The sequence below is a fragment of the Alcaligenes sp. WGS1538 genome (assembly GCF_043187505.1).
Classification (GTDB): domain Bacteria; phylum Pseudomonadota; class Gammaproteobacteria; order Burkholderiales; family Burkholderiaceae_B; genus Alcaligenes.
Genome location: NZ_CP171109.1, coordinates 881,849 through 894,714, shown reverse-complemented (window position 1 = coordinate 894,714; position 12,866 = coordinate 881,849). Strand labels below are relative to the sequence as shown.

At 55.3% G+C, this 12,866-nt stretch carries 16 protein-coding genes and 1 tRNA gene; 3 read left to right on the top strand and 14 right to left on the bottom strand.

The features are described 5' to 3' along the window. Positions 1-29: 29 nt before the first annotated feature. The 12 genes from ACF3ND_RS04170 to ACF3ND_RS04115 all read right to left on the bottom strand — a co-directional run bounded on the left by ACF3ND_RS04170 (position 30) and on the right by ACF3ND_RS04115 (position 8,608). Positions 30-851 carry a C40 family peptidase gene (locus ACF3ND_RS04170; RefSeq protein ID WP_394064535.1) on the bottom strand — a complete coding sequence of 274 codons (822 nt, stop codon included), beginning with the start codon at positions 849-851 and terminating at the stop codon, positions 30-32. Then, positions 800-1,531: a phage minor tail protein L gene (locus ACF3ND_RS04165; protein ID WP_394064533.1), complete on the bottom strand. Its 732-nt coding sequence runs from the start codon at positions 1,529-1,531 to the stop codon at positions 800-802. Before ACF3ND_RS04165 ends, ACF3ND_RS04170 begins: the two co-directional genes overlap by 52 nt. 43 nt (positions 1,532-1,574) lie before the next feature. Further along, positions 1,575-1,913 carry a phage tail protein gene (locus tag ACF3ND_RS04160; RefSeq protein ID WP_394064532.1) on the bottom strand — a complete coding sequence of 113 codons (339 nt, stop codon included), beginning with the start codon at positions 1,911-1,913 and terminating at the stop codon, positions 1,575-1,577. Then, positions 1,913-4,435, bottom strand: a complete 2,523-nt coding sequence (locus tag ACF3ND_RS04155; RefSeq protein WP_394064530.1) for a phage tail length tape measure family protein — start codon at positions 4,433-4,435, stop codon at positions 1,913-1,915. The genes ACF3ND_RS04160 and ACF3ND_RS04155 overlap by 1 nt, the downstream gene beginning before the upstream one ends. Positions 4,436-4,560: 125 nt before the next feature. Further along, complete coding sequence (locus ACF3ND_RS04150) at positions 4,561-4,809, bottom strand: DUF2513 domain-containing protein (RefSeq protein ID WP_394064528.1); 249 nt, start codon at positions 4,807-4,809, stop codon at positions 4,561-4,563. A gap of 27 nt (positions 4,810-4,836) precedes the next feature. Next, a complete protein-coding gene (locus tag ACF3ND_RS04145; RefSeq protein ID WP_394064526.1) occupies positions 4,837-5,211 on the bottom strand; it encodes a hypothetical protein in 375 nt (124 codons plus the stop codon). Between the two features lie 38 nt (positions 5,212-5,249). After that, the gene (locus ACF3ND_RS04140) at positions 5,250-5,648 is read right to left on the bottom strand and encodes a hypothetical protein (protein WP_394064524.1); all 399 of its coding nucleotides are present in this window, start codon (positions 5,646-5,648) and stop codon (positions 5,250-5,252) included. A 115-nt stretch (positions 5,649-5,763) separates the two neighbouring features. Beyond that, entirely contained in the window at positions 5,764-6,216 is a 453-nt protein-coding gene (locus tag ACF3ND_RS04135) for a phage tail tube protein (RefSeq protein ID WP_394064522.1), read from the bottom strand. Between the two features lie 198 nt (positions 6,217-6,414). Then, entirely contained in the window at positions 6,415-6,681 is a 267-nt protein-coding gene (locus ACF3ND_RS04130; RefSeq protein WP_394064520.1) for a hypothetical protein, read from the bottom strand. Continuing rightward, entirely contained in the window at positions 6,678-6,962 is a 285-nt protein-coding gene (locus ACF3ND_RS04125) for a hypothetical protein (RefSeq protein ID WP_394064518.1), read from the bottom strand. Before ACF3ND_RS04125 ends, ACF3ND_RS04130 begins: the two co-directional genes overlap by 4 nt. 103 nt (positions 6,963-7,065) lie before the next feature. Beyond that, entirely contained in the window at positions 7,066-7,749 is a 684-nt protein-coding gene (locus ACF3ND_RS04120) for a DUF6475 domain-containing protein (protein WP_394064516.1), read from the bottom strand. Between the two features lies 1 nt (position 7,750). Then, positions 7,751-8,608 (bottom strand): hypothetical protein, encoded by an 858-nt coding sequence (locus tag ACF3ND_RS04115; RefSeq protein WP_394064514.1) that lies wholly within the window; start codon positions 8,606-8,608, stop codon positions 7,751-7,753. A 305-nt stretch (positions 8,609-8,913) separates the two neighbouring features. Between ACF3ND_RS04115 and ACF3ND_RS04110 the strand changes: the two genes are divergently transcribed. Further along, a complete protein-coding gene (locus ACF3ND_RS04110; protein WP_394064512.1) occupies positions 8,914-9,549 on the top strand; it encodes a helix-turn-helix domain-containing protein in 636 nt (211 codons plus the stop codon). Between the two features lie 664 nt (positions 9,550-10,213). Next, complete coding sequence (locus ACF3ND_RS04105; protein WP_394064510.1) at positions 10,214-10,528, top strand: hypothetical protein; 315 nt, start codon at positions 10,214-10,216, stop codon at positions 10,526-10,528. Positions 10,529-10,870: 342 nt separating this feature from the next. On the opposite strand, the gene ACF3ND_RS04100 is transcribed toward ACF3ND_RS04105, so the two are convergent. Beyond that, positions 10,871-10,945: transfer RNA gene (locus ACF3ND_RS04100), tRNA-Arg, on the bottom strand. Positions 10,946-11,323: 378 nt separating this feature from the next. On the opposite strand from ACF3ND_RS04100, the gene ACF3ND_RS04095 reads away from it, so the two are divergent. Then, positions 11,324-11,827, top strand: a complete 504-nt coding sequence (locus ACF3ND_RS04095) for a hypothetical protein (protein WP_394064508.1) — start codon at positions 11,324-11,326, stop codon at positions 11,825-11,827. Here the strand turns inward: ACF3ND_RS04095 and ACF3ND_RS04090 are convergent. Beyond that, on the bottom strand, positions 11,821-12,807 hold the full coding sequence (locus tag ACF3ND_RS04090) for a LysR family transcriptional regulator (RefSeq protein ID WP_394064506.1): 987 nt from the start codon (positions 12,805-12,807) through the stop codon (positions 11,821-11,823). The two genes, ACF3ND_RS04095 and ACF3ND_RS04090, sit on opposite strands and share 7 nt — an antisense overlap. Between the last annotated feature and the right edge of the window lie 59 nt (positions 12,808-12,866).

Sequence of the window (12,866 nt, the reverse complement as noted above, 5' to 3'; positions counted from 1 at the left end):
CGTAGCGGGCTCCATAACAGTTACGACATTCATTTTGCATACCTCACGATCAAACGGGTGATGTCGCGCCAATACCCCGCATACAGCACGCGCTCCGACAAGCGCGGCATGGCATGGTGCAACATCGCCCCGGTCATGCTGGACAAATCAGGCTGGCTCTTCAAAGAAGCACTCCCCAGGTAGACGCCGCCATGATTCGTGCGCTCGCTGCGATACTGCATCAACACCACATCGCCATATTCGGGATCGCCGTCCACTCGCCTGAATCCCGCCTTCTCGAAATTCTCCAAATACAACTCGCCATGCTCCGGCTTGGCCCACCAGTCATCCGGCCGCTCAAAATCCATCAGGGTGATTCCAAGTTCCCGGCTATAGAAATCCCGGATAAGGCCATAACAATCCAGGCTGCCGTGGTGAAAGGCGCGTCCCACCAGCGGCGCCTGGTAACCGGAGGGCGCAAAAGAAAACCACTCGCCTATGCTGGGCCTTTCAACCCCGGCATCCCGCTTAACGCTGACGATGTGCCAAGGCAGCCCCGTCGCCTCGCAAGACACTCGATCGGCTTGCGATGGCTGCGCATCCTGATCGATATGCGAATGCACTACTGCCAGAATGACTCCCAGGTCCTCCGCAGCAGCATAGTCCGCCGCGGACAACTGAAAGTCGCGTCCGTGCTCGGCGCCGTTACGGCAAGGCACATACTGCTGCTTGTCACCTACCGCAACGATCAAGCCGCAGGCTTCGCGTGGATACTCCGCAAGAGCATGGCGCTCGATCGCGTTCTTGACGGCCGTGCGCATCATCGGATCCGGTCCGCCGACGAGAATCCGCCAAAAGGCAAAGGCTGCCACTCGCCAAAGCGCTTCTTGCAGTCGGACAGCAAGCCCCCACACTTATCCAGGGACGGGTCACTGACAGGCGCGCCATTTCTATCGAACATGGCCGAACCTGTATAACCGCACCACGCGCCGCGGTAGCCCCCTTCAGGTCCCGCCTTGGTCAGCCAGCCGCATATATTGGCAATGACCTGCCGGCTGGGGAGTTGAATGCCATCGAACTGCAAAGGCGAAGCCAAGGTGAATTCGACCGCTTCAGGCGTCTCCGCGCTTTTCTGGCTGATGATCCATTTTTCGTCGGGCAAATGTTCCGTGGGACTGGCCGAGGGATTTCCATCCGGAAAATTGACAGCATCAAGGTACTTGGCAAATGTACGCCGCCGGATCACAGTCGCTCCCTTGAGGTCGTTCAGCGCCAGACACAAGGCCGATACCACGCCGGTGATAGCTTGGCCATTCTGATCCCGGCCAATATTGCCCACCATCAACGCCGGCTGAGGCTGCTGTCCATCGCCGGTACGCTCGAAGTCTCGCCCCTCGATCGCCCAAGGCAGGTATTCCTTGCCCTGCCAGACAATCACGCCATCGTTGTGGTTGTGATAGCGCTCGACATCTCCGCCAAGCGCGGCGCAATCCAGCTCCCACATCGTCACCAGGTTGCCGGGCGTCAGTTTTTGAACATCAGAAAGAATCATTGAAAACTCCCAAAAAAAAACCGCCATGAGGCGGTTTTAGTCATCAAGGTGCGAAGCGTTGCACAAAGGTGGCAAAGAGGCTGTAAATGCCTCCCCCATGTGGTCTCACCGTGAACTCAGACACTTCGAACAAACCCTTGGTATCCATGGGAGGGGTCCATTCGAATGGTCTGAAGCCCTGATGTGCTCGCAAAAAATCCCGGATCGGCCGAATCTCGTGTTCCGCACCGGTAAACGTCAGAGGCCACGTACGAGACTCGTTGTTGATGCCGTCCCCAACCACCTGCTTATAACCGTCTCCAAACTGGGCGGCACGCACCCGGAATGTGCTGCTGCCTTCTGGATCCACTCGAGGATTCCATTTGAACTCTTGATAAGCCATTATCTGAATGCTCCTTGTTGCGCCTGCCACGCCATGCCGCCGCCCTGATAGGACCGCAGCTGCAGCTTCTGATACTCGGACCGGGCAATTTCGCCCATCAGCTTCGCGAAGGACTCCAGCCCGTCCGAAGATTGGGTTTGAATCTGCTGATCCGAACCATTGATTTCAATATTGACCTGGACGGGAGCCTGACCCGCTCCGCCGGAAATCGCCGGAGGCAAAGCAGGAGCTCCCGCCATCCCGCCCATAGAGTGGCGCGGACCTCGAATCGCGCGGCGCAAGGCATTAAAGCCCGCTTCACCGCCAATAGCCCGGATCTCGTCCTGGTTCAGAACACCCTCGCCACGGTGGACGATGCCGGCTGGTTCATAGCGCCCGCCGTCTCCTGTATACCCACCGCTCGATAAAGGCAAAAGCGGCCCCCATGTAGCTCCGACAAGGCTCGCCCCAGTCAAATTGCCGCTTCCCCCACCGAACAGGCCACCAAATAGACCAGCCAAAGGACCAACAATAGATTGCTGTATCGCTATCTGAACCAGGTTTTCGATGATGCTGTCTGCCAGGCCTTTGAACTCCAGCTTGCCTGTCATGACAAACTTGCTTAACGATTGACCCATACTATCGAACACGCCAATCACGGTCTTATTCAACCTCTCAAACATATCTCCCGTATTTTGAGAATAGTCCGTCAACCCATCACCGACCTCTTCCCACCAGTCTTTATATTGCCTACCCCCACCATAAATCATATCTTCGCTAATTTTTAAGTAACCAAGCTCATTTCTTTCTTTTTCAACATCATCCACAACCCCACTCCTATCTCCCCCCTTTACTTTATCATCAAAAATATCATAATTTTTTCTACTAATTTCTTCTCCTAAATTTCCACAGCAATAGTTTTTACAAAGCATTTCACTTGAAATACTGTTTTTACGACCCTTCCTTTCTATTCTTTCTTTCGCCCCCATGCCAGACCCTATACCCCTGCTCTCTCCAACCTCCGACTCTGATCCAGTTCCAGGTGGCCCACCTCCATATTTAGCCCAAAGAGAGTGCTGATCAAGCATAACTTTACGTGCTATATAACCTTTCAGCTCATTTTCATATTTTTCTTTTTCCTGCAGCGCAAACTTTATTCCAGATTTCTTAGTCGAATCCATCAGGCTTTTATCATTGTTTATTTTATTTATAAGTTCTTCATTAGCATTTATCCTCTCTTTTACTTCCTTTATTTTTTCATCCAATCCCACAAACTCATCGTTTCTTCCGATACCACGCGCCGCATCCCAAGTCCTCATAAAAGTGTTCGTCACCGAATTTAAAGCTTTTTCTACCCCCGACCAGCTATTTTTTATTCTTTCCGATCTTTGAAAAAACTCATTCGCCGATTTTTTTTCCAAAACATCTATTGCCTCTCTTACCTTTCCTTGCGCCATCAATATTCTAATATTTTCTTCAATCTCACCATTCAGCATCCCATACTTATTTTGAAAAAATTCTATGGCTCGAATCGGGTCTTTCTCAATCAGAGCGAACTCGTCAATAGTTTTTTTAATACTCTTTCCGGTAGCCACCGACATACCAATAGCCGCTTGAGCCATCAATTCAAAGTTCTGACTCGATTTCATCCCGGACTCTGTTAATAAAACCAGAGCCTCTGTCGCCTGAAAAGTCGTTCCTACGACGGCTTTCACATTATTTGCCATCTCCGCTAACTGATAGTTGGTGATCTTTGCTGGATTTCCTGAAACAGTAAGCGCCTCGTTATATCGATCAAATTCTTTTGCGCCTTGATAGTATGCAAAACCGGCAGTGCCAACAGTCGCCGCTACACCTGCTCCCACCATGGCTACAGGTCCGGCAGCAATTATCCCCGCCCCTATACTTCCTATAGTCTCTATAGTGTCTACAACTTCAACCGCTTTACTAACATCGTCCCACCAAGAAGAATCCTGACGCTCTGTTTCAGGCGTTTCAGTAAGTCGTTTAGCAACGGCCACAGCTTTTCCCATCGCCTGTGAAAACTGCTGGACTTTTTGAACGTCCAACTGCTGGCTTTGAGTATTAAGAGCAAAGATCGCATCCGTGTACAAAGCCGCATCCAATTTCCCTTTTTGAAAAGCTTGGGCTAATGTCTGCTCTGTAACGGCTGCATGCGCAAGGCCGCTGGCCATCATGTCTGCTTGGCTCCGCCATTTATCAAGGTCAGCTCGGCTCCTACCACTTGCGCTGGCAACCACATCCAATGCTTGGCCTCGGCCGTGGACAGCCTTGGTTGCGCTCTGCTCCGCCGCAGCTACCGTGGCATGCGCCTGCGCCTCGGCCTGCAGCGCTTGCTGACGCTGAGACGCGGCGTCGCCCAGTTGCCGGTAGCGAATCAACGCTTCCTGATTGGAGGACGACAAGGCTTCCACTGCCCGCTTAGCGTTATCGGCGCTTTGCGAGAACTCGTCCATCGCCTTCTTTGCCTCTTTAGCTCGACGACTGTCAAGTTCAATTTGTAGGCTTGCAATACTCAACATAATATTTCACTCAAAAAAAATCCTGCCCACCGGCAGGATCTTATTGACAGAAGGCATCTTGACAATCAGCCCTGCATGGCAAGGCCATTTCCTCCAGCCAACCCATTAATCAAGGTCCATAGACTCTAGGCTCGAATTTCGTCCAGATAGTCATGTCCTTCCCATGTCAATTCATTCACCTTACAGTCTCGTTGACCATTCACACGCATTGAACTGATCGCTTTTACATAGCCCACCTCCATCAGCATGAAAAGATGATGGGCGACCAGATCCGGATCAAACTGAGGAAAATCCTCTTGGCTGATATAACTGTTGTCAGGCAGATTTTCGATCGCCAGTAAAATCTGGCGAACCAATTCCTTGTTTCGCTTCATATCTACTCCTTCTCAATGAGAACAACATCATGAGGCGCGCATGGCCTGCCCCAAGCCAGACGCCGTCCCGGTCTCGGATACCTGACCGGAATCCATCAACGTGGCCCGGAACACATTGTCCAGTTCAGAAATCAAACGAATCTGCCAAGCGGGCGCCTGTGTCCTCGCAAGACAAAAATACGCATGTATTTCCTGATAGCTAATCGGGTCAGGAACGGCGCCGCCCGAACTCATCTGCCAGCGCCGCTTAGCCGTCAGATCCTGAAAATAGCCCCACACGCGGTAGGCCGCCTCGGGCAGGGACGGACCATCGAGCTGAACCGGCCGGATCCCTGTCTGACGTTCCACATCCTCGTAAAGCTGCCTGAGCGGCTTTCCTGTCTGCTGATGCAGGCGCATCAAGCCGAACTGATGCCTGGCGAAGGCAAGCGTGTCGTCGCTCAGGCCAACATAAAATTTGCGCGGTCCCGCGAAGCTTCCAGAATCTGATCCACGAAATCAGGGTTGTTCTGCAGAAAGCCTTGCAGCAGTTCCGTACTGAACTCCTCCTTGATGCCGCGCCATGCAATTACCCGATGCGCTGCGGATTCGCGATTGTTCTGCAACACCTCTTTGACAGTCCGAACTTTGACCTCACCGGTCTTGGCCGAGGCCAGTTGCTCTTGAGCTCGGCGGTCAGCCCGCTCGATCTCATACTGTTCAACAATGTCGGAATGCTCACCCAAAACCGTCAAAAAGATGCCCAAGCCGTGGCCGACGGGGTATTCCAGTTCGATCTCGAAGCCTCGATCCGCAATAGCGCGGGTATTGATGTCGGACAGAGAGTAGATTGCTTGCATTTCAAATCCTTAGTAAATCCGGCTGACTGATTGGTAGTGCAGCCATTCAATGAATACGACAGGCGCGCCGGCGGCTGATCAAGCCTTGACCAGCCGCCTTGTGCTTAACCCCTATTTAAGGAGCAACAGGAGCAGCCGTCTCCACGGGTTCGCCAGTCAGACGGAAATTGAACGTGGAAGCAATAACACCATCGACGTTCGCATCCCACGAGCGCTGCTGAACCAGTGCCAGGCATGCGAATTTCGATTTGTCTTCAAATTCGATTTCAATCAAACGTGGCTTCTTGTCCTTGTCAGCCGTTTTGATGACGGTCTGAGCAGGATCATCCGATTTCCAGAAGCCGGTCACGCTCAGCGTGCCAGCGTCGCTCAGCCCCAATCGGAACTCTTTGGCCGTACTGCAGATGGTAGTGACATCGTTCTCCGTTGCTTGACCGCCCTGCCATTGGATCTGGCGGGTGGTGCAGTTGAGCTCGGCCATGGTCAGGCCGGTCTTGTCGGTGCTTGTCGCCTCTTGAGTGGAAATATTCATTTTGGTGCCTTGCACCAGTACAACTTTGCTGCTCATATGAGCCTCCAAAAAAAAAAGACCGCCTGCGGCGGTCCATTGATTAAAACGACATCTTTTCCAAAAACGCGAAAATCATCAGATCAAGTTTTTAGTGTTAACTGATCGATTATTTTCAGCATATTTTCTTGCTATAAAAAAAAGCCCCGTAAAAACGAGGCTATTTCTTCAGGGCGCAAGCTCCCTACACGAATTGTCTCACTTGCCTTCCCAGTTTTCAAAGTGTTCATGTCCCACTTTCCACTGGTATTTTGAAAATGCTCCTTTTTTTTCCGCATGTATCATCTTGACCTGGCCTGACTCGGCAAGGCTCTCCAAGACCCGCTTGACGCCTTTGCGCAACCTGTCTCGCTCCTGAGCGCAAACAGGCTGCCCATTGGCTACATAACGCACGATGTGAATCATCCGAAACTCCCGCCCAGGATAAGCCGCCAATAACTCGATAACCTCGGACGCGTACTTCATACCCAAACCTCCACTTCCACTTTGGCTCTGAACTCCTCGACAAAACGCAGATAGTCCTCGTCTTGCACCACCTCTCCGGTCGCCTTCTGTATCCAGCGACGCGCCAATACCCGTCGCTCCATGGCCGTGTTCTGACCAAACCAGGTATTTTTGCGCGTGTACTCCGCCTGTACCGCCATGGCCTGGGTTCGTGGCAGTCGCTGATACAAAGCGTCCACTGCGAGCGCATGCCCCATATGAATAGGACGGAAATCCTCATCTTCCCGGATGTAAGGCTCCATATTTCCTACGGTGTCTCCCGACCAGCACCACCTTGCCCAGTTCCAGAGCAGATCATCCCCCGTCAACTTTTCCACTGCACACCTCCATTTGCCGCCATGCTCTTCATTGACTTGCCCTCCCCCCAGCATCTGTTCCGCCAGCCCCTCCATTCACTGATGCCGCACTCAGCGCGTCGTTCAGCTCGCTCTTGCCCAAAGGCTTGATCACGATCTGCGGACCTGCGCAAGCGCCAGAAAGCAAAGCTCGCGCTTTGTCCGCGTCCCCGACCAGCAATGGCGGTTCAACCGCCTGGCCAGCCTGGGCGTTATGCAGCTCGGCCGCTCCCACCAGCCAACGCGGATACGAGAACTGGGGCTGCAAGGCATAGCCGCGGTAGCGGTTTTCAAACTCCCTGGCAACAAAAGGCCACTCCGCCTCGGTTTTCATGCCCAGAGCCACCCAGCCTCCCATGTCCTGCACGACTGCCAAGATAATGGGATCGTCAAACAACACGCTGCGATAGCTTCCTACGGTGCGCATCACCCTATCCACTTTGGCCCACGCTGCTAAAGCGCTATCTTGAGTAGAACCTTGCAACAGCCTGACGATGTCCGAGGGCTTGGGCAGGAACTGGCCGTTGTCGGGATTGACGCAATGTCTGTCAAACGCCATCCGGACGGCTGCGCCGTCAAACGTCTTCATCGCCTGCCACCAGACGTTCAGGGCAAATCGTGAGAGATCCTGGCGATAGAAAGCGTAGACGTCCGCCATCAACACAAAGAAAGCCTGTTTTTCAGCGTCGTGCATGTCATTTCTCCAAAGCGGCCAAACGGGCGACCTCACGGTTGCGAAACTCCAGGGCTTCCTGACGACTTGATGCCGCCTTGCCTTTGGATTCAGGCGGTACAGTTCGCAGATGCTGATCCCGGCTCAGCCATTCCGCTTTCCCGCCCCGCCAGCCCCTCAACATGCATTCCGCCAGGAAATCGTCCGCTGAATATCCCAGGCTTTGCGCTCGCCGCACTTCCGCTCCAAGACGATTGACCGCCGTCTGGGTCATGGCCGCCTTCAGCTCCCGGCGGTGTTTGAGGTAATCCCCCCAGACAGCCGCCGAGGGTGTTTCGGGCCAAGCCGCAAAATCGACGCCATCCATCACCAGTTCTCCCTTCATCTTTTCTGAATCTGCTTCTGACTCTGGCTCTGCATCTTCATCTAGGCCCGTGACCGCAGGAAAAGTCACACGTGACCTTGGCGTGACCGGCGTGACCTCGGTCACGGCAATGCCCGCCGACTCCGTCGCGGCTACCGTGTCCCGTGCCGCCATTCCCTGCTCTTTCGCCCTTTGCCGGCGTTTCCGTTCAGCCGCGGTCGGATCACCATCACTACGCATCTGCCGCTTGTTCCATCCCAACGGTTGCCAACGGGCATCAATCAAGCCGGCGGCGACCAGACGCTTCTTCACATCGCGAATGATGGCGTGATCGATCCACAGCCGTTGAGCCACGATACGATCGAGCAAGTCTGGCTCACACTCGATGTCCAGAGCGCCGTCAGACTTCAAGGCCAGGACGCCAATGAAGTGCCGCTGGTCCTCAAAAGCCAGGCCGATCAACTTGTGGTCCACCAGAAAATCCGTGTACATACGGAACCAAGGCATCCTGCTCATTTCTACTCCTTTCACTCTGCATTCGAGGCCCACATGGCTCATGCCCTCTGTTTGAAATGCCAGGTCCAGCACACACGCTCGCTGTCACCCGTTCACCACCACTCGCTTTGATGGAAGCGAGCAACCCATGCGTAGAAATCCAGTGCTGAACATACGGATTGGGCAAATACAAAGCGGGACGGATAATGAAACCATTCCCGGCGGCCCGGCTACCGGACAGGACTGTCGCTAAGCCGCCTGCCCGGACGCATTGCCAGCAGTTCGCCTTGCGCGGTGCGGCGTGAAGCCAACCCCATCTGCTTTGCATGAAAGACCAGGAGGCGATGCCCGTTGGACCACCTCATGTCTCTTTGCCCGCCAGACAGCAAGCCGGCGATGGTCGGTTGGGTCACCCCGGCCATGCGGGCGATCTCAGCCTGTGTGAAACCGGAGGCGACAAGGTCATTGATGATGTTCTTCCAGTTCATGACGATATTTATCGGTTTTCCAATAATAATGCCTATCGGCAAACCGATTGTCAATGCTATCAGAATACCGATATGAATACTTTTGGCGAACGGCTGCGTGAAACCCGTAAACGGCTGAAGCTGAGTCAGAAAGAGGTGGCTCAGCGGGTAGGCATGTCCCAACCTTTACTATCGGAGCTCGAGAACGACGAGTACCCTACCTCGGGGTTCACGACGAAGCTCGCCTTCCTGTACAAGGTCAATGCCCGCTGGCTGGCCGAAGGGAAAGGGCCGCGGGACGCTTCCGCAGTCGAGCTTTTTGATGACGAGCGCGCAGCAAAGTTGTGGGAACGCTACCTGGCCCTGGATGAAGCGGGACGCGCTCTGATCGACTATCTATTAGCCCCCGAATCCAAGCCTGAATGGCTCAGCGATGGGGCGGCGGCACTGATCGAAAACGCAAAGGTCCTAGTAACCGAACAAATACCCAAGTAGGGAAAATACATAATCCTTTCATGCGCCTGCTCAAGCAGGCGCTTTTTTTTGGCTTGAGTTTTGCACCTAGCTATTATACTGTACAAATAAACAGCATTTTGTCCCGCCGCCTTTAACTCAAACTCTAAAACCCAGCGGACATCAAAATGACAAGTTATGACGTGTGAAGCTATTTAGGGTTGAACTAATGAGCAAGGCCGAAAAACAACGACAAGCAAAGCCACCTGACTTACCTCATCCAGCCGGTGCCTACCTGAATGCGCTGGACGACGTCCTCCAACTTGCGGACCTCGGGGTGCTTGCTCGAGCGACTCTGTCCCGAGTGCATGAACTCAGGAGCTGCCTTGCGCGCCGCGCTTCTTCCCCCAAAGACTCCGTTCGGTCTACCGATAGCTGAGTCAAAATTAATACGGTGACTTATTGTTACAAATGAATTATCGGTAAACCGATTGACTTGGTTAATCGGTTTACCGATAATCAACGTCTCCCATAACCTAGCAAGGAGTTTCTCCGCGATGACAGCACTGACCGATCTATTCATGTGGGCCGGAGTCGTCACAACGGGAATTTTTCTGGACAAGCTCTGGATACGCTTTATCCGCCCCCTGTTCGCACGGCGCTTGGGCTGGGCAGACCTCCGCCCAGATCATGAAATCCCCTGGACATGGTGCATATGCGCCGCCGCTCTGGTCGGATCAAGCGCCGCAATCCTGAAATACGTGGCCCCTGCAGCGGGCTTCTAAAACGAGAAAATGGAACAAAAGATCAAGAACATGCTGTTCGTGACAGCAAAAGCCTGGAACCTGCCCTTACCGAATCAGACACGACAATCCCAACACCCGTAAGCCAGACCTTTCTGGTGATACATAAGAACCTGCAACAGATCCTGGACGTTTCGTCGGAAGCAGTACGCCGCTGGCTTACAGCAGGAAAGCTTTCTCAGCCTGACGTTAAGTTGTCTCTCCGCACCTCCGGCTGAAACGCTTCAACGCTCATCTCCGCCGAAGGATGTGGCCTTGTTTGTCACCGAACCGATAGGCCATAGGCCGCACTCGCCTTCTTGCGGGAGGACCAAAGATGCCGACCATGGCCGTCAAGAAGCTTCTGGGGCTTGTCCGTGGCCTGAGCGGCACGGCATTGAGAATCTGTCAGGGTATTTGTCGGCATCCTGCCAGACCAGCGAAACGATACCAACGAGAATGCCAACCCATACCGCGTGGTGAACCGTGTCTTCGTGTAGATCGACGTGGGTGAAAACGCGCTCAATCCTTCGGTTTCAGCGGATTTTCGGGGTCTTACAAGAACATGGGAGGGGTGTGGATGGCGGGCCCAGCAGGAATCGAACCTGCAATCTTCCCTTAGGAGGGGAAAGTTATATCCATTTAACTATGGGCCCGCGATGGCGCCGCGGACTCGATCGACGTGGCGCGCTTGCGTAAAGCAGGCGCAAAGTGTATCAGCTAGACCGGAGCGGCGAAAGTCTCGGATGCAAAAGAGCGGTGCGCACGCCTGTGAAGCAGCCGGCACGGTGGGCCGTTCTGGAACCACACGACTGTGTTCATGGCCCGAAGTTGGATCACACGCCGGTCTATTGCAGGCCTTGTAAAAGGGTGCTTTTCCATCGATGAATCCTTTGCGTAACTGCTTGCCTTCCGCTGTTCAATGACTTGGCCCATGCCGCCTATAAGGATCCGTAGATGTATGAGGCTTGCTCCTTGGGTTACAGTGCCAGGCGGCCGCTCACATGGGGGGCTTTTTCGTCCTGGATCACGTCATGAATGATTTTCTCGCCAACGCCCTGCCCCTGCTGGTGCTGGTCTTCGTCGTACTGGGCTTTTGCCTGCCGGATCGTCGTTTCGCCGCCTCAGGCCGTCCCGGCGGTTACGGCGGGTGGCTGATCGCCCTGTCGCTGAGCCTGGTCTTGTCCGCGCTGACCACCGTGGGCAACGCCTACGAGAACGGTCCCTTCGGGCCCGGCCAGATCCCCCTGGCATGGGCGGCCGGGCTGCTGTTCTTCAGCGCCATCGTGGCGTTGCGCCGCTTCTACGACAAACGCACGGTCTGGTGGGCGCTGGCCGTGCTGTGGCTGGCCGGACCCGGCTATTACCTGGCCAGCATGATGCTGTGGAGCCAGCACGATGCACAGGCCTACGCCCTGCAATCCCACCAGCAGGGCCTGATGCACCATCTGGTCCATGCCGTGGTCTGGTCCCTGTACCTGACCCAGTCGCGCCGCGTGGCGCTCACCTACTCACCCGCCGCCCAGACGGCTCAATAGAAGAACGCGCCGCGCTCCAGCGGCACGGTCTTGTCCGTGCACAGGCGCTTGAGCGCCTGGCCGAACAGGACGTCCACCGGCCGATGCGGCCCGGCCACCCGCGTGAACAGGGCAATGGGCGACAGCGTCCATTCGAAGGAATAAGGCACGATGGCCACGCCCGACACGCGCACCAGCTCCTCGGCGATCTCCGTGGGCACCACGGACACGGCGCGCGGATTGTTGGCGATCAGCTCGCCGATAAGCTTGGGCGAGGCGGTCTCCACGCTGGGCACCGGCTCCAGCAGGCCGGCCTTCAGGAACAGGTCGGCCACCTGGCGGCGCATGGGCGTACGGCGCGGCCCCAGGATCCAGTCCAGATCCTGCAGCTGCGCCCAGTCCAGCCTGCGCCGGCCCAGGCGCCCGGCCAGTTCCCGGCTGGCGATCAGGCGCGGATGCTGCGAGTACAAGGCTTCGTGACGCACGCCTTTCATGTTCAGGCCGGGCGAGGTGCGCGCCACCACGCAATCCAGGGAGTGATCCAGCAATTGTTCCAGCAGGTCTTCGGTCAGGCCTTCGGATACGCTGACGGATACAGTCTGCCCCTGCGGGCGCGTGTCGTGAATGGCGCTGGAGATCAGCTTGCCCGACACCAGGGGTATGACTCCCAGCCGCAGATGGGCTTGCCGCCCCGCCGCGTGCGCCTGCAGGTCCAGGCTGAGCAGCTCCAGGTCCTGCAGCATGGCGCGTGCACGAGACAACACGATCCGCCCCTGGGGCGTGGCCGCCATGCCGCGCGAGGAGCGCAGGAACAAGGGCGTGCCGAAGACCTGTTCGGCCTCCGCCAAAGCCTGCGTCACGGCCGGCTGGCTGGTGGCCATGTGCTCGGCCACCTTGGTCAAGGATCCCAGCCTGTCGATATGAAGCAGCAGGGCCAGGTGGCGCAGCTTCAGGCGGCTGAGCAGCCGATGCACCATGTCCGTGGAATCGGGCAAGTCCATACACATCCATAAGCAATTGCTAATAGGGTAATAATAAACCCGAATATCGCTCCCCGAAG